Below are 16,084 nucleotides of genomic sequence, written 5' to 3'. Positions count from 1 at the left end.
ACATCGGATTGAGCCGACAGACCATTCCCCGCCTCACCATCGGCGCGTTTGACTCGTTCCATGACGACGACATCGAAGAACGCGACGACGAAGCCCGTCCTTGTCCTCGGCAGCACCGGCAAGACCGGCCGCCGTGTCCTCTCCGGCCTCCGGAACGCCGGCCACGAGGTCCGTGCCGCCTCCCGCAAGGGACCGACCGCCTTCGACTGGACCGACGAGTCCACCTGGGAACCCGCGGTGACGGGCGCCGGCTCGGTCTATCTGGTCGACGCGCAGAACGAGACGGCGGCGGACTCGATGCGCGCCTTCACCCAGCTGGCCGCCGCGCGCGGGGTCGAGCGGCTCGTCCTGCTCTCCGCCAACGACTGGGTGGTGCCGGACGGCGAGGAGAAGCTGCCCTGCGAGCGCGCGGTACGCGAGTCGGGCACGGCCTGGACGATCGTGAAGCCGGCCTGGTTCTTCCAGAACTTCAGCGAGGACCCCTTCTACGTGCGGCAGATCCTCGACGGCGAGTTCGTCAGCTCGACGGGGGCGGGCACCGAGCCGTTCGTCGACGCCGACGACATCGCCGATGTGGCGGTCGCCGCCCTCACCGAGGACGGCCACGCCGGGCAGACCTACCGACTGACCGGGCCGCGCCTGCTCGGCCTCGACGACGTCGCGGAGGAGATCGCGCGTGCCACGGGCCGGGACATCGCCCACCGCGACGTCCCGCCGGAGGAGTTCGCCGTCGTCGGCGAGCGCCAGGGGCTGCCGGGGGAGTACGTGGAGCTGGTCAACATGCTCTACGGCTGGATCCGCGAGGAGCGCTTCGCCCACCTCGCCGACGGTGTGCAGCGCGCGCTCGGCCGCGAACCGCGCGACTTCGCCGCGTACGCCCGTGCCACCGCCGCGACCGGCGTCTGGCACCCCTGACCCCGGCCTCGGCCCTCGGGCTACAGCTCCACCGAGAGGTGGGCGGACAGGGCGCGGAGGAAGTCCGGCGCGTCGAACATCGCCCCGGCCGAGGCGACTGAGACCGTCCGGTTCCGGCCGGTGACCAGCCGGTCGACCGCCTCCACGGCGAGCGGCGCGCTGACGGCGTAGATGTCCCGGCCGCTCGCCGTGGCGCGCAGCTCCTCGCCGCCGGAGCGGACGAGGACGTCGACCAGGAAGGTCTGCGCGGACCGCCCCTGCTCGTCGGCCGCCGCCGGCGCCGGGGTGTCGGCGGCCGCCAGGTCCCTGGCCGCCTCGACGGCCATGTACGTACGGACCTCCGGAACGGCCAGGTGGCTCGGGACGGTGACGACGTCGGCCATGGTGAAGTCGCCGATCACGGCCCTGACCCCGAGCGGCTCCGGGAACGACCACTGCACCGTGGGCGTGGCGTCGTCGCCGTACACGAGACGCCCCCGCGTGTACCGGACGTGCCGGCCGTCCCTGCGCTCCCGGGAGACCGCGCCGGCCGTGCGGGTGCCGGCCGTCGGGTGCCAGCTGCTCAGCCCGTACGCGACATGGACCTCGTCGGCCCTCGTCCGGTCGCCCAGAGCCGCGCTGACCAGCAGGTCGCCGAGGCCGCCGAAGAAGGCCATCGCGGGGACGACCGCCGTGTTCGCGGTGCGCGCGGGCTCCGCGAACCGCGCGAAGGTGTCGAGGTTCGCCTCGATCTCGGCCGCCACGTCCACGTACGGGATCCCGGCCCGCAGCGCCGCCTCGATCACCGGGGCGGCGGTCGTGGCGAAGGGCCCGGCGGAGTTGATCACGGCGGCGGTCCCGGCGAGGGCCCGGTCGAGCGCGGCCGGGTCGTCGACCGAGGCGGGCCGGACCTCGACGCCCGGCAGCGACGCCGCGAACTCCCGCAGCTTGTCGGCGTCGCGCCCCGACAGGACCGGGACGAACCCGCGCGCGATCAGCTCCGCCACCACGAAACGCCCGGTGTGCCCGTAGGCGCCGTACACCGCGACCGTCCGACCTGCACTCATGAGATCCCCTCTGTCCCTGCTTCATTCGGATACGGAGAGTCTGGCAACGGCGATCGCCCGGCACGAGTGTCCGGAACGACATGCCCCATACACTTCCGGACATGGAATCGGACAGGGGTACGCAGACGACGGCCGCGGACACGGACACAGGCACGGGCACCGTCGCCCTGGCCGTCACCGACGGCATGCTGCACTTCGAACTCTCCGTGGCGTACGAGGTGTTCAGCGACCCGCTGTACGACCTGACCGTCCACGGCCCCGCCCCCGTCCGCTTCGGCAGGTTCCTGCTGGAGCCGGACGGCGGGTTCGAGAGGCTCGCGCGCGCCGCCACGGTGATCGTCCCCGGGTGGGCCGACGTCGACGTGGACCCGCCCGCCGCCCTGGTCGACGCGGTGCGCGCGGCCCATGAGGCGGGGGCCCGGGTGGCCTCGCTGTGCACGGGCGCGTTCGTGTTCGCCGCCGCCGGGCTCCTCGACGGGCGCCGCGCCACCACGCACTGGGCGCACACCGAGGTCCTGGCTGCGCGGTACCCCCGGGTGGAGGTCGACCCGGACGTCCTCTACGTGGACAACGGGAGCGTGCTCACCTCGGCGGGCAAGGCCGCCGCGATGGACCTGTGCCTGCACCTGGTCCGCCTCGACCACGGCTCGGCGCTCGCCAACACGGTCGCCCGCCGTCTTGTCGTCCCCCCGCACCGGGCCGGCGGTCAGGCCCAGTTCGTCACCGCCCCGGTGCCGGCCCAGGACGACCACCCCCTCGCCGCCCTGTTCCCGTGGGTCCTGGAACGGCTCGGCGAGCCGCTGACCGTGGAGGACCTGGCCCGCCGGGCCCACATGAGCTCGCGGAACCTGACCCGCCACTTCCGTACGGTCACCGGCACCACCCCGCTCCAGTGGCTGCTGACCCAGCGGATCCGCCACGCCCAGGAGCTCCTGGAGGTGACCGACGACAGCGTCGACGCCATCGCGACCGCCACGGGCATGGGCACGGCCACGACCCTGCGCCGCCACTTCAACCGCACGATCGGCGTGCCCCCGGACACGTACCGCCGGACCTTCCGCAGCGCGCGCTCCACGCGCGCGGACTCTCACAGGCATGCCGGGCATGACCGAGCGGCGGGGATGCACTAGAGTTATCTCGACATCGAGATAACTGCTTACGGCGCACCGCAGCCGCCCACCCGGTAAGGGTTACCTAACTAAGCCTTACCTTAGCGGATCGGCGAGGAGTCGTGGCGGCAGCATGGCGGTAATACGCGCACATTGATGAAGGAGACTGTCGTGTCGGCGAACAGCTTCGACGCCCGCAGCACGCTGCGCGTGGGCGACGAGTCGTACGAGATCTTCAAGCTGGACAAGGTCGAGGGCTCCGCGCGCCTCCCTTACAGCCTGAAGGTCCTCCTGGAGAACCTCCTCCGCACCGAGGACGGCGCGAACATCACCGCCGACCACATCCGAGCCCTCGGCGGCTGGGACTCGCAGGCCCAGCCGAGCCAGGAGATCCAGTTCACGCCCGCCCGCGTGATCATGCAGGACTTCACCGGCGTTCCCTGTGTCGTCGACCTCGCCACCATGCGTGAGGCCGTCAAGGAGCTCGGCGGCGACCCGGCGAAGGTCAACCCGCTCTCCCCGGCCGAGCTGGTCATCGACCACTCGGTCATCGCCGACAAGTTCGGCACGAAGGACGCCTTCGGCCAGAACGTCGAGCTGGAGTACGGCCGCAACAAGGAGCGCTACCAGTTCCTGCGCTGGGGCCAGACCGCCTTCGACGACTTCAAGGTCGTCCCGCCCGGCACCGGCATCGTCCACCAGGTGAACATCGAGCACCTGGCCCGTACGGTCATGGTCCGTAACGGCCAGGCGTACCCCGACACCCTCGTCGGCACCGACTCGCACACCACCATGGTCAACGGCCTCGGCGTGCTCGGCTGGGGCGTCGGCGGCATCGAGGCCGAGGCCGCCATGCTCGGCCAGCCGGTCTCCATGCTGATCCCGCGCGTCGTCGGCTTCAAGCTGACCGGCGAGCTGCCGGCCGGCACCACCGCCACGGACCTCGTCCTCACGATCACCGAGATGCTGCGCAAGCACGGCGTCGTCGGCAAGTTCGTCGAGTTCTACGGTGAGGGTGTCGCCGCCACCTCCCTCGCCAACCGCGCCACCATCGGCAACATGTCGCCGGAGTTCGGCTCCACCGCCGCGATCTTCCCGATCGACGGCGAGACCCTGAACTACCTGAAGCTCACCGGCCGTTCCGAGCAGCAGGTCGCGCTGGTCGAGGCGTACGCCAAGGAGCAGGGCCTCTGGCTGGACCCGTCCGCCGAGCCCGACTTCTCGGAGAAGCTGGAGCTCGACCTCTCCACGGTCGTCCCCTCCATCGCCGGCCCGAAGCGCCCGCAGGACCGCATCGTCCTCGCGAACGCCGCCACGCAGTTCGCCCAGGACGTCCGCAACTACGTCGACGAGGTGGACGAGGCGGGCAAGGAGTCCTTCCCGGCCTCCGACGCCCCGGCGAACCACCCCGACGGCGCCCCGTCGAAGCCGGTCACCGTGACCGCCCCCGACGGCACGACGTACGAGATCGACCACGGCGCGGTCACCGTCGCCGCGATCACCTCCTGCACCAACACCTCGAACCCGTACGTGATGGTCGCCGCCGCGCTCGTCGCGAAGAAGGCCGTCGAGAAGGGCCTGACCCGCAAGCCGTGGGTCAAGACCACCCTCGCCCCGGGCTCGAAGGTCGTCACCGACTACTTCGACAAGGCGGGCCTGACCCCGTACCTCGACAAGGTCGGCTTCAACCTCGTCGGCTACGGCTGCACCACCTGCATCGGCAACTCCGGCCCGCTGCCGGAGGAGGTCTCCAAGGCCGTCAACGAGCACGACCTCGCGGTCACCTCGGTCCTCTCCGGCAACCGGAACTTCGAGGGCCGTATCAACCCCGACGTCAAGATGAACTACCTGGCGTCCCCGCCGCTGGTCGTCGCGTACGCCCTCGCGGGTTCGATGAAGGTCGACATCACGAAGGACGCGCTCGGCATCGACACCGAGGGCAACCCGGTCTTCCTGAAGGACATCTGGCCCTCCGAGGCCGAGGTGAACGACGTCGTCGCCAACGCCATCGGCGAGGACATGTTCAACAAGTCCTACCAGGACGTCTTCGCGGGCGACGCCCAGTGGCAGGCGCTGCCGATCCCGACCGGCAACACCTTCGAGTGGGACACCGAGTCCACCTACGTCCGCAAGCCCCCGTACTTCGAGGGCATGACGATGGAGACCACCCCGGTCACCGACATCGTCGGCGCGCGCGTCCTCGCCAAGCTGGGCGACTCGGTCACCACCGACCACATCTCCCCGGCCGGCGCCATCAAGGCCGACACCCCGGCGGGCCAGTACCTGACGGAGCACGGCGTCGAGCGCCGCGACTTCAACTCGTACGGCTCCCGCCGAGGCAACCACGAGGTCATGATCCGCGGCACGTTCGCCAACATCCGCCTGCGCAACCAGATCGCGCCGGGCACGGAGGGCGGCTTCACCCGCGACTTCACGAAGGACGGCGCCCCCGTCTCCTTCATCTACGACGCCTCGCGCAACTACATCGAGCAGGGCACCCCGCTCGCGATCCTGGCGGGCAAGGAGTACGGCTCCGGCTCGTCCCGCGACTGGGCCGCCAAGGGCACCGCGCTGCTCGGCGTCAAGGCCGTCATCGCCGAGTCGTACGAGCGCATCCACCGCTCGAACCTCATCGGCATGGGCGTCCTCCCGCTCCAGTTCCCGGAGGGCGCCTCGGCGGCCTCCCTCGGCCTGACCGGCGAGGAGACCTTCTCCTTCACCGGTGTCGAGGAGCTGAACAACGGCACGACCCCGCGCACGGTCAAGGTCACGACGGACACGGGCGTCGAGTTCGACGCGGTCGTCCGCATCGACACCCCCGGCGAGGCGGACTACTACCGCAACGGCGGCATCATGCAGTACGTCCTCCGCAACCTGATCCGCGGCTGACGCACCGGCTGACACACGAAGCGGGCCCCGCTCCTCGAAGGAGGAGCGGGGCCCGTTCGTTCTCTCACGACCGCGCCGCGAGGGCGCGAGGCGTCGGGGACGCCGGGGCCGTCAGAAGATCAGGCGGTAGGTGTTCCAGCCGGTGCCGATCTTCGTACGCGGCTTGAACGCCGGGGACGTGACGCCCGTGCCCGGGTACAGGTACAGGTTGCCCGCGGAGTCGCGGGCGATCAGGTCGGTCACACCGTCGTAGTCGACGTCGCCGCTGGAGACGAAGGTGGGCAGGCTGTTCCAGCCGGAGCCCGCCTTGTAGCGGTTGCCGAACGGCTTGCTGTAGTTGCCCGTGCCCGGGTACACCCACAGGTTGCCCGACTTGTCGCGGGCGACCACGTCGTTCTTGCCGTCGTTGTTCAGATCGCCCTTGCCGGTGATCTGGTTCATCGCGCCCCAGCCGGTGCCGACCTTGACGCGCGGGGCGAACCTGCCGTTGCCGTACCCGAGGTACAGGTACAGGTTGCCGGCGCCGTCCCGGGCGAGCACGTCCGCGGCGACCGCGCCACCGAGGTCGCCCACGGAGACGACCTTGTCGAAGACACCCCAGCCCGCGCCGAGGTCGATGGTGGTCCCACCCCAGGGGGTGTAGTGCAGCCGGCCGCCCGTGACGCCCCAGGCGCCGTCGGTCTCGCCGTCGCCGTTCTGGTCGGCCATGGTGAAGTGGTTCGTGTACTTCCAGCCGCTGCCCACGTACTGGCGGTCGCCGAAGCCACCCTCGCCGTTGGGCATGTAGGCGTACATGAAGCCGTCGCGGTCCACGCCGCGCAGCTCGCCGTCGGCGACGGCGGACGCGCCCTGGGTGGCGAAGGTGCCCGCCGCCGGGGCCTTGGCGTCGGTCGCCGCGACCGCGGTGCGCGGCTGCGGCTGGTCGGCCGCGACCGCGGCCGTGGTGGTGGACACCAGCGCGGCGGTTATCGCCGCGACGGTGACACGGGACAGCATCCCCGTGGTGTTCAGGCCAGACATCTTGGCCACGTAGTTCTCCCTCTGTAGTCGCAAGAAATGGTCCGCCGCGCCCGGCGGGGCGGCGGACCACTCATGTTCCTTGATCTTTGCACAGAAAATTCACCTGCCAACTGGTTTGTGACAGAGCTGTTTCGGAAAGCTTTTCCGGCTCTTCATGCAAAAGGCCCCGCTCCTCCGAGGAGGAGCGGGGCCGTTCGTCCGATCGTCGCGCGCGCCGGCCGGGATCAGAACATGAAGCGGTACGTGTTCCAGCCGCCGGTGCCGATCAGCGCCCTGGGCTTGAACGGGGCGGCGGCGTTGCCGGTGCCGGAGTAGCGGTAGAGCTTGCCCGCCGTGTCCCGCGCGACCAGGTCGGCGAGGCCGTCGAAGTCCAGGTCGCTGACGCCGACGAGGCTGTTGAACAGGTTCCAGCCGCCACCGATCTTGGCGCGGCCCGCGAACGGGGCCTTGTAGTCGCCCGTGCCCTTGTACAGGTACAGCACACCGGAGCCGTCGCGGGCGACGATGTCGGCCTTGCCGTCACCGCTCAGGTCGCCGACCCCGGCGATCTGGGAGTACTGGCCCCAGCCGCCGCCGACCAGGATGCGGTTGGTCAGCTTGCCGTCGCCGTAACCGAGGTAGAGGTAGAGCTTGCCGGACGCGTCGCGGCCGAGCATGTCCGGGGCGTCGGCGCCACCGAGGTTGCCCGGGACCAGGACCTTGTTGTAGATGTTCCAGCCCTTGCCGACGGTGATGCCGCTGTCCTCGACGTCGCCGTCGGCGTAGACGAGGGTGCCGTCGTTGGTCCACGCCCACAGGTCCTCGGCGACACCGTCACCGTCGTTGTCGGCCTGCTGGGCGTTCTTGAAGACGTTCCAGTCGGACGTCTGGAGCTCGCGAGCCTCGTAGCCGCCCGCGGAGTCCGGCGCGTACCAGTACATGTTCGGGCCGGAGACGGCGCCCAGGTAGCGGAAGTCCGCCTCGGCGGCCGACGTGGCCGCGATGCCCGCCTTCTGCGGCGCGAGGGCGCGGGCAGCCGCCGAGACGGCCTTCTCCGCCGGCTTCGGCGCCTCGGCCGCGACCGCGCTCGTGGTCGTGGCGACCAGGGCCGCCGTTATCGCCGCGACCGTGACACGGGACAGGACGCCCGTGGTGTTCAGGCCAGAAGGATTGGCCACGAAAGACTCCAGATCTCTGGGGGAAGAAACGGGTCCGCCGCGCCCTCTCGAGGGCGCGGCGGACCACTCATGCCCATGGATCCTGGCACGGGATCTTCACAGGTCAATTGGCTTGTGACAGAACTGTTTCGGTCGGATGATCATGTTTGCCGGGAGTTAGCGGAGAAGCTCCACTTCCGACAACTTCGCTTCCCCTTCCGTGACCAGACGGTAGGTCGTGTACGCACCCGGTGCCCGGATCGTGAACGCCCTCGTCTGGCGGTCCCACGTGAACGACTCACCCGACCGCTTGTCCAGGTCCGTCCACCTCTGTCCGTCCGTCGAGCCCTGCAGCACCCACCCCGTCGGCGCCGAACCCGCCGCATCCGACGTCAGCGTGTACTGGACTGCGCGCGTCCGCTCCGCCACCGGCAGGACGACCGGCGAGGCCGCATTCACCGTCGCCGACGTCGCCGAGGTGTTGTCGACCAGCGGGCCCGTGCCCGTCGTCGCGTCCGTGCGCGGCGCGGGGGCCGAGCCGACCGGGGTGATCGAGACCGGACCCGCCTCCTTGCCCGTGCCCCAGGCCGACGGCCTCGGGCCCATGTCGAACGTCAGCTTCCCGCCGCGGGCCAGGACGTCGTGGGGGAGTGCCGTGGAGTTCCAGCGCTCGCCGTTGAGCTTCACGCCCTGCACGTACACGTTCTTCGCGCTGTTGCGCGGGGCCTCGACCACGAGCGTGCGGCCGTTGTCCATCCGCAGGGTCACCTTCGTGAAGAGCGGCGAGCCGATCGCGTACTCCCCGCTGCCCATCACCAGCGGGTAGAAGCCCAGCGCGGAGAAGAGGTACCAGGCCGACTGCTCGCCGTTGTCCTCGTCGCCGTGGTAGCCCTGCCCGATCTCGCTGCCGGTGTACAGGCGGGAGAGGACCTCGCGGACCTTCTCCTGCGTCTTCCACGGCTGACCCGCCGCGTTGTACATGTACGGCACGTGGTGCGCGACCTGGTTGGAGTGGCCGTACATGCCCATCCGTACGTCCCGGGCCTCCGTCATCTCGTGGATGACGCTGCCGTACGAGCCGACGAACTCCGGGCTCGCCGTCTCCGGCGTCGAGAAGTACGTGTCCAGCTTCTCGCCCAGGCCCGCTCGGCCGCCGTACAGGTGCGCCAGGCCCCGCGAGTCCTGCGGAGCCGTGAACGCGTAGCCCCAGCCGTTCGTCTCCGTGTAGTCGTGGCCCCAGATCCGCGGGTCGTACTGGTCCGACGGCACCCGCCACGCGCCCTTGAGGTCACGGCCCTGGAAGAAGCCGGCCTTGCCGTCGAAGAGCGAGACATAGCTCTGCGCCCGGGAGAGGAAGTACGCCGCCTCCTCCTGGTACCGCTTCTCGCCCGTCTTCTTGTGCAGCGCCTGCGCCATCTTCGCGATGCCGTAGTCGTTGAGGTACCCCTCCAGGGACCAGGACAGGCCCTCGTGGGTCTCCGTCGACGCGTAGCCGAGGAAGGGCGAGGTCTCCATGCCCTTCCGGCCCACGCCCCGGCTCGGCGGCACGACCGTGGCGTTCTTCAGCGCCGCCTCGTACGCCGCCTTCGCGTCGAAGTCCACGCCCTTCACGAACGCGTCGGCGAACGCCACGTCCGAGGACGTGCCGGTCATCAGGTCCGCGTAGCCGGGGGAGGACCAGCGGGATATCCAGCCGCCGTCCTTGTACTGCTGCACGAAGCCGTCGACCAGCTCGCCCGCCTTCTTCGGAGTGAGGAAGGAGTAGGCCGGCCACGTCGTGCGATACGTGTCCCAGAAGCCGTTGTTGACGTAGACCTTCCCGTCCACCACCTTCGCCCCGGTGTGCGTCGGTGTGTCCTCGCCCGTCATCGGGGAGAACGGGCTCGCGTACTTGTACGTCGACCCCACCTTCTCGAAGCCCGAGTTCGGGTACAGGTACAGGCGGTACAGGCTGGAGTAGAGCGTCGTCAGCTGATCGTGGTTCGCCCCCTCCACCTCCACCCGGCCCAGGATCCTGTCCCACGCGGTCTGCGCCCGGTCCTTCACCTTCTCGAAGCGGCTGCCCGCAGGGAGCTCGTCCGCCAGGTTCGCCTTCGCCTGGTCCACCGAGAGCAGCGAGGTCGCCAGGCGGAGCGTGACCGTGCGGTCCGCGCCCGCGTCGAAGCGGAAGTGGCCCTTCACACCCTGCGCGGCGGAGCCGGTGACCGGCGCGTCGAAGACGCCGTACACGAACATCCGCGTCGCGCCCGTCGACAGACCGCTCTTGACGTCGGAGAAGCCGGAGAAGGAGCTCGTCGCCGGGTCGAGGGTCAGCCCGCCCTGGTCGGTGACGTTGTCGAAGACGACGCTCGCGTCCTCACCCGGATAGGTGAAGCGCATCATCGCCGCGTGGTCCGTCGGGGTCATCTCTGCCTTCAGGCCGTTCTCGAAGGTGACGCCGTAGTGGTGCGGGCGGGCCGTCTCCTTCTCGTGGCGGAAGGCGAGCGCCCGCGCCGTCCGGTCCGTGGGCGGAGCGCCGGCCGCCGCCGAGGGCATCAGCTGGAAGGTCTGCCGGTCACCCATCCAGGGGCTCGGCTCGTGGCTCGCCGCGAAGGCCTGCACCGTCGGCAGGTTGTCCGCGTTGTTGCCGCGCGCGTACTCGTACAGCCAGCTCTGCGAGGCCGCGTTCGTCACCGGCGTCCAGAAGTTGAAGCCATGCGGGACCGCGGTCGCCGGGAACGTGTTGCCGCGCGAGAAGGCGCCGCTGGAGTTCGTGCCCCGGGTGGTCGACGCGTAGTCGGAGAGCCGGGCGAGCCGCTTCTCGGGCGCCTTCGGCTTCAGCGCGATGTCGTCGATCCAGCCCTGGAACTTCGCCGGGCCCTTGGGGGAGTCGTACGCCACCAGGATCCGGTCCACGGTCTTCCCGGCCGCGACCGAGCCGATCCGCGCGGACACCTGGTTCCACTGGTTGACGTAGAGCCGCTTCGCCGCGCCCTGGCCCTGTGGGGAGAGCGCGCCGCCGTGGGAGTCGGTGGCCCGCAGCCCGCTCAGGTGGGTGCCGTCGGTGAACGCCAGGTCCACCGACACGTTCGTGGCCGGGTAGTTGAGGTCCGTCTCCGGCATGGACGGGAAGATCCGGTACGACAGCTCGGTGTCCCGCTCGATCCGGGTGTCCACGTCGAAGATCCGGTTGTACGAGTACGCCCGGCCGGCCGGCTTGTGCGTACCGGCGTAGCGCAGCGCCCGCGTACCGGTGAACCCCGCGTTCGCCTTCGCGGTCGGCGAACCGCCGGGGCCGCGGTCGACATGGCTGCGCATCTCCGGGGGCACGGGGGCCGAGGTGTCCCCGTTCGAGAACTGAACGTCGGCCAGTTGGGTGAGATTCGCGCCGGAGTTCTTCGTGATCTCCAGCCGGTAGTGGGCGTACGCCGTGTCGCCCGCGAAATCGAACGTCCGGGTCTCGAAGCGCTTGGCGAAGCTCTGGCCCGACCGGCTGTCGAGGACTTTCCACTCCTTGCCGTCCGCCGAGCCCTTGAGCGTCCAGTCCTTGGGGTCGCGCTCGGCCGCGTCGTTCGCCGAGGTCAGCGCGTACGTGACCACCTTGACCGGCTCGTCGAGGTCGAACTCCAGCCAGGCGGTGGGCTCGAACACCAGCCACTTCGTGCTGGGCTGGAGATCGACCAGATTCTCCTTGGTCTCGCCCGAGCCCGCGTTCTCGCCGCTGGCCCGCAGTGTCGTCACCTTGTCGGTGACGTTGCCGGGTATTCCACTGGCGAATCCGCCGTCGACCCCCGACGCCCGCGGGGCACCGTCCGAGCCGATGTCGACCGAGTTGCGCCAGGTGGGCTGTGTTTCGTCCGATTCGAAGGAGGTCGTGAACTCCCGGGAAGATGTGTCCGGTTGGCCGGGAAGTGCCTGTGCCACGGAGGGCGCCGAACTCAGTACCAAGGCCGTCGACGCCAGCAGCGCGGCGGCTCTGAGACGGGGGTTCCGGGGCCGGTTCCCGGACCGTGAACGGGTGCGAATTCTGGGATCCATGGAGTGTCGCCGCTCCTGCCACTGGATTTGGACAACGTTGTCATCTGAATGGCGCAGGCTCCAGTAGTGGGGCAAGTGGCAGGTGGTGTCAAGGGTGTTGATAGCAAGTCGAGGGATGAAACGGCACTTATACGCCGTCATAATCCGGGAGGTCTCACTTCGGGAAAGACTGCCGCGCAAACCGGCTTTCGATCTTGCTCAGAAGAAGGGAAGTGGACTATACCTGTCGGCGTCCGGACCGTCGTACCACTCACCCGACGGCACGACGCCTGTACGTGTACGACCCAAGCTGCATACGAATGCGGTGGCGGGGCCCTTCGCCTGTGGCGAGCAGATAACGGGCGACCGGTACACCGCCTGAGTCCTGAATGAAGGCGAGGACTTGAGCATGGGATCCACCTCCGCGCACGACACCTCCGCGCACCACAACGAGGGCCTCGGCCGCCGTGATCTGATCAAGCGCTCCGCCGCCCTCGGTCTGATCTCGGTGCCGACGATGAGCTTCCTCTCCGCCTGTGCCAGTGGCGGTGACGGTGGCGGCGGCGACAAGGTCGAGAAGGGCACCAAGTCCGAGAAGAACCCCCTCGGCGTCAACGGGTCCGCCCCGCTCGACTTCGTCCTCTTCGACGGCGGCTTCGGCCAGCAGTACGCCAAGGACGCGGTCAAGGTCTACGAGGGCACCTACCCGCAGGCCAAGGTCAAGTTCACCGCCACCCAGAAGATCACCACCGAGCTGCAGCCGCGGTTCAACGGCGGCAACCCGCCGGACCTCATCGACAACTCCGGCGCCGAGCAGATGGACATGGGCGTCCTGGTCGGCCAGAAGCAGCTCACCGACCTCACCGCGCTGCTCGACGCCGCCTCGATCGACGACCCGAACAAGAAGGTCCGCGACACCCTGCGTCCGGGCATCGTGGAGATGGGCCAGTTCGACGGGGCCCCGGTCTGGATTCTCTACTACGCGTACACGGTCTACGGCGTCTGGTACTCCCAGAAGCTGCTCGAGTCCCTCGACGCGACGTACCCCGAGACCTGGGACGAGATGCTGGCCGTCTGCGAGAAGGCCAAGAAGAAGGGCATCGCCGGCTGGACGTACGCCGGCAAGCACCCGTACTACGTCCCCTTCTCGCTCTACCCGATGATCGGCAAGGTCGGCGGCCGCGAGGTCCTCGACGCGATCGACAACCTGGAGCCGAAGGCCTGGGAGCACCCCGCCGTCAAGGCCTGTTTCGAGGCGTACTACGAGCTCCAGCGCAAGGGCTACATCCTCCAGGGCACCCCGGGCCTCGACCACATCCAGTCGCAGACCGCCTGGACCGAGGGCAAGGCGCTCTTCATCCCGAACGGCTCCTGGGTGGAGAACGAGGCGGCGAAGACCATGCCGGCCGACTTCAACCTGGCCGTCTCCGCCCCGACCGGCATCGACTCCTCCGACAAGATGCCCTTCGGCACCATCTGGGCCTCCGGCGGTGAGCCCTTCATCGTCCCGGCCAAGGCGAAGAACGCCGAGGGCGGCATGGAGCAGCTGCGCATCATGCTCAGCGAGGCCTCCTCGAAGAACTTCACCAAGTCCGTGAAGTCGCTGACCGCCTTCAACGGCGGCACCGACGGCATCGAGCTGACCCCGGGTCTGAAGTCCGGTGTCGCGGCCCTCGACAAGGCCGGCCAGAACGTCGTCAACCCGCGTCTGCAGGACTGGTACGTGGCGCTGCAGAAGGAGAAGATCGGTGTCGCCGGACTCGGCGAGATGATGGCCGGCCGGGCGACCCCGGCCGAGACGATCAAGAAGATCCAGAAGTTCGCCGACGAGGCGGCCAAGGACACCTCCATCAAGCACTACAAGCACCAGTGAGCTGTGCCGGGGCCCCTTCCCGCCGACCGGGAGCGGGCCCCGGCTCCTTGCGTACGGCACGCACGCCACGCACGGCACCAGCGGCTATTCCGCGGGAAGATCGGGGTCGGTAGGAATGCAACACGGCAAGTACCGTTTCATCGTGGGATTCCTGGCGATCCCCCTGGCCATGTACGCGTTGTTCGTCATCTGGCCCTTCATCCAGTCCATCTACTACTCGTTCACGGACTGGAGCGGTCTCAGCCCCGAATTCCGGATGGTCGGGTTCGACAACTACAGCCGCATGCTCGACGACGAGGTGTTCTGGAAATCGCTCCAGCACAGCCTGACCTTCGCCGTCGTCCTGCCGCTGGTCACCGTCGGCCTGGCGCTGTTCTTCGCGTTCATGCTCAATGTCGGTGGTCGGCGCCGTAAGGGAGCGGCCGTCGCCGGTGTGCGCGGCTCCTCCTTCTACAAGATCGTGTACTTCTTCCCGCAGGTGCTGTCGATCGCGATCGTCGCGCTGCTCTTCCAGTTCGCGTACAACCCGAACAGCGGAGCCATCAACTCCGTTCTCAAGGGAGTCGGCCTCGGCAGCATTCAGCCCGACTGGCTCGGCGACCCGAACCTGGCCCTCATCTGTGTGATGGTCGTCCTCGTCTGGTCCACGGTCGGCTTCTTCGTCGTCCTCTTCTCGGCGGGCATGGCCTCCATCCCCAAGGACTTCTACGAGGCGGCGCTGCTCGACGGCGCCAACCGGTTCACCACGTTCTTCAAGATCACTCTGCCGCTGCTCTGGGACACCGTGCAGTCCGGCTGGATCTACATGGGCATCCTGGCGCTCGGCGCCGAGTCCTTCGCCGTCGTCCAGATCATGACGGTCGGCCCCAACGGCGGCGGTCCGGACTACTCCACCATCGTGATGCCGCTGTACGTGTACCAGAAGGCCTTCCGCGACGGTCAGGCCGCCTACGCGACCACCATCGGCGTCGCGCTGCTCGTCGTCACGCTGCTCTTCGCGGCGGTCGTCATGCGGCTCGGCCGGCGCGAGCGGCTGGAGTACTGATGCCGCGTACGCAACTCATGCTGTGTCTTCCCGGTGGACAGGCCCCGGATCCCCAGCAGGCAAGCAGCTCGGTCGCGGTGGCCGGCACGACAGCACGAGGTGACCTCCGGTGAAAGCCATCGACACCCCTCCCGCCGGCGCGGCGCTGCCCGAGCCGCCCGAGCCCGACGTCACGAAGGTGAGCGCGCCCTCCGTTCCCCGCAAGGAGAGCAAGAGCGAGGGCGCCACCCTCAACGTCTTCTCGCACGGCATCCTGATCATCTGGGCGATCATGGTGGTCATGCCGCTGCTGTGGGCGGTCATGACCTCGTTCAAGACCGACCGGGCGATCTTCACCTCGCCCTGGGCGCTGCCGGACAAGCTGCACTTCGAGAACTGGTCGCGCGCCTGGACCGAGGCGCACATGAGCGACTACTTCCTGAACACCATCCTGGTGGTCGGCGGCTCGCTGATCGGCACGCTGCTCTTCGGCTCGATGGCGGCCTATGTGCTGGCCCGCTTCGACTTCCCGGGCAACCGCTTCATCTACTTCCTCTTCATCGGCGGGATGAGCTTCCCGATCATCCTGGCGCTCGTACCGCTGTTCTACGTGCTCCAGAACATGGCCCTGCTCAACACGCTGCACGGCCTGATCCTGGTCTACATCGCGTACTCGCTGCCGTTCACGGTCTTCTTCCTCACGGCCTTCTTCCGCACCCTGCCGACCTCGGTGGCGGAAGCGGCCTTCATGGACGGCGCCTCGCACACCCGGACCTTCTTCCAGGTGATGCTGCCGATGGCCAAGCCCGGCCTGATCAGCGTGGGCATCTTCAACTTCCTGGGCCAGTGGAACCAGTACCTGCTGCCCACCGTGCTCAACACGGAGCAGGACAAGAAGGTGCTCTCCCAGGGCCTGGTCCAGCTCGCCGTCAGCCAGGGCTACAAGGGCGACTGGTCCGGCCTCTTCGCCGGCCTGGTGATGGCGATGCTGCCGGTGCTCGCCGCGTACATCATCTTCCAGCGCCAGGTGGTCGCCGGACTGACGGCGGGCGCGGTGAAGTAACCGTCACAGACAT

At 68.8% G+C, this 16,084-nt stretch carries 10 protein-coding genes; 6 read left to right on the top strand and 4 right to left on the bottom strand.

Features of this window, described 5'->3' with window-relative positions:
- Positions 1-60: 60 nt before the first annotated feature.
- Entirely contained in the window at positions 61-915 is an 855-nt protein-coding gene (locus tag AB0F56_RS28350) for an NAD(P)H-binding protein (protein WP_362014489.1), read from the top strand.
- Between the two features lie 20 nt (positions 916-935).
- On the opposite strand, the gene AB0F56_RS28345 is transcribed toward AB0F56_RS28350, so the two are convergent.
- Positions 936-1,961 carry a saccharopine dehydrogenase NADP-binding domain-containing protein gene (locus tag AB0F56_RS28345; protein ID WP_362014487.1) on the bottom strand — a complete coding sequence of 342 codons (1,026 nt, stop codon included), beginning with the start codon at positions 1,959-1,961 and terminating at the stop codon, positions 936-938.
- Positions 1,962-2,062: 101 nt separating this feature from the next.
- On the opposite strand from AB0F56_RS28345, the gene AB0F56_RS28340 reads away from it, so the two are divergent.
- Both AB0F56_RS28340 and acnA read left to right on the top strand, forming a co-directional pair.
- The gene (locus AB0F56_RS28340) at positions 2,063-3,091 is read left to right on the top strand and encodes a helix-turn-helix domain-containing protein (RefSeq protein ID WP_362014485.1); all 1,029 of its coding nucleotides are present in this window, start codon (positions 2,063-2,065) and stop codon (positions 3,089-3,091) included.
- A gap of 150 nt (positions 3,092-3,241) precedes the next feature.
- On the top strand, positions 3,242-5,959 hold the full coding sequence (gene acnA, locus AB0F56_RS28335; protein ID WP_362014484.1) for an aconitate hydratase AcnA: 2,718 nt from the start codon (positions 3,242-3,244) through the stop codon (positions 5,957-5,959).
- 111 nt (positions 5,960-6,070) lie between these two features.
- Here acnA and AB0F56_RS28330 read toward each other — a convergent pair whose 3' ends face one another.
- From AB0F56_RS28330 to AB0F56_RS28320, 3 genes are all read right to left on the bottom strand, one after another.
- Complete coding sequence (locus AB0F56_RS28330; RefSeq protein WP_362014594.1) at positions 6,071-6,979, bottom strand: VCBS repeat-containing protein; 909 nt, start codon at positions 6,977-6,979, stop codon at positions 6,071-6,073.
- A 224-nt stretch (positions 6,980-7,203) separates the two neighbouring features.
- Positions 7,204-8,136, bottom strand: coding sequence for a VCBS repeat-containing protein (locus AB0F56_RS28325; protein ID WP_362014482.1), 933 nt, complete (start codon positions 8,134-8,136; stop codon positions 7,204-7,206).
- Positions 8,137-8,292: 156 nt separating this feature from the next.
- Complete coding sequence (locus AB0F56_RS28320; protein WP_362014481.1) at positions 8,293-12,132, bottom strand: GH92 family glycosyl hydrolase; 3,840 nt, start codon at positions 12,130-12,132, stop codon at positions 8,293-8,295.
- A gap of 388 nt (positions 12,133-12,520) precedes the next feature.
- Here AB0F56_RS28320 and ngcE point away from each other — a divergent pair, with 388 nt between their 5' ends.
- The 3 genes from ngcE (at position 12,521) to AB0F56_RS28305 (ending at position 16,071) form a co-directional block, all read left to right on the top strand.
- Positions 12,521-13,984, top strand: a complete 1,464-nt coding sequence (ngcE, locus tag AB0F56_RS28315; RefSeq protein WP_362014479.1) for an N-acetylglucosamine/diacetylchitobiose ABC transporter substrate-binding protein — start codon at positions 12,521-12,523, stop codon at positions 13,982-13,984.
- A 115-nt stretch (positions 13,985-14,099) separates the two neighbouring features.
- Positions 14,100-15,029 (top strand): sugar ABC transporter permease, encoded by a 930-nt coding sequence (locus AB0F56_RS28310; RefSeq protein ID WP_362014477.1) that lies wholly within the window; start codon positions 14,100-14,102, stop codon positions 15,027-15,029.
- Positions 15,030-15,207: 178 nt separating this feature from the next.
- On the top strand, positions 15,208-16,071 hold the full coding sequence (locus tag AB0F56_RS28305; protein ID WP_362014593.1) for a carbohydrate ABC transporter permease: 864 nt from the start codon (positions 15,208-15,210) through the stop codon (positions 16,069-16,071).
- Positions 16,072-16,084: the final 13 nt, after the last annotated feature.

The sequence above is a fragment of the Streptomyces sp. NPDC026092 genome, assembly GCF_040638605.1.
GTDB lineage: Bacteria > Actinomycetota > Actinomycetes > Streptomycetales > Streptomycetaceae > Streptomyces.
The sequence above is the reverse complement of the archived record's forward strand: the minus strand, read 5'-3'. Positions and strand labels throughout refer to the sequence as shown.

What these genes read in the sequence shown, in the direction of transcription:
- AB0F56_RS28350 (WP_362014489.1), top strand. Translation starts at nt 61, where the DNA reads ATGACGACGACATCGAAGAACGCGACGACGAAGCCCGTCCTTGTCCTC.
- AB0F56_RS28345 (WP_362014487.1), bottom strand. Translation starts at nt 1,961, where the DNA reads ATGAGTGCAGGTCGGACGGTCGCGGTGTACGGCGCCTACGGGCACACC.
- AB0F56_RS28340 (WP_362014485.1), top strand. Translation starts at nt 2,063, where the DNA reads ATGGAATCGGACAGGGGTACGCAGACGACGGCCGCGGACACGGACACA.
- AB0F56_RS28330 (WP_362014594.1), bottom strand. Translation starts at nt 6,979, where the DNA reads ATGTCTGGCCTGAACACCACGGGGATGCTGTCCCGTGTCACCGTCGCG.
- AB0F56_RS28320 (WP_362014481.1), bottom strand. Translation starts at nt 12,132, where the DNA reads ATGGATCCCAGAATTCGCACCCGTTCACGGTCCGGGAACCGGCCCCGG.
- ngcE (WP_362014479.1), top strand. Translation starts at nt 12,521, where the DNA reads ATGGGATCCACCTCCGCGCACGACACCTCCGCGCACCACAACGAGGGC.
- AB0F56_RS28310 (WP_362014477.1), top strand. Translation starts at nt 14,100, where the DNA reads ATGCAACACGGCAAGTACCGTTTCATCGTGGGATTCCTGGCGATCCCC.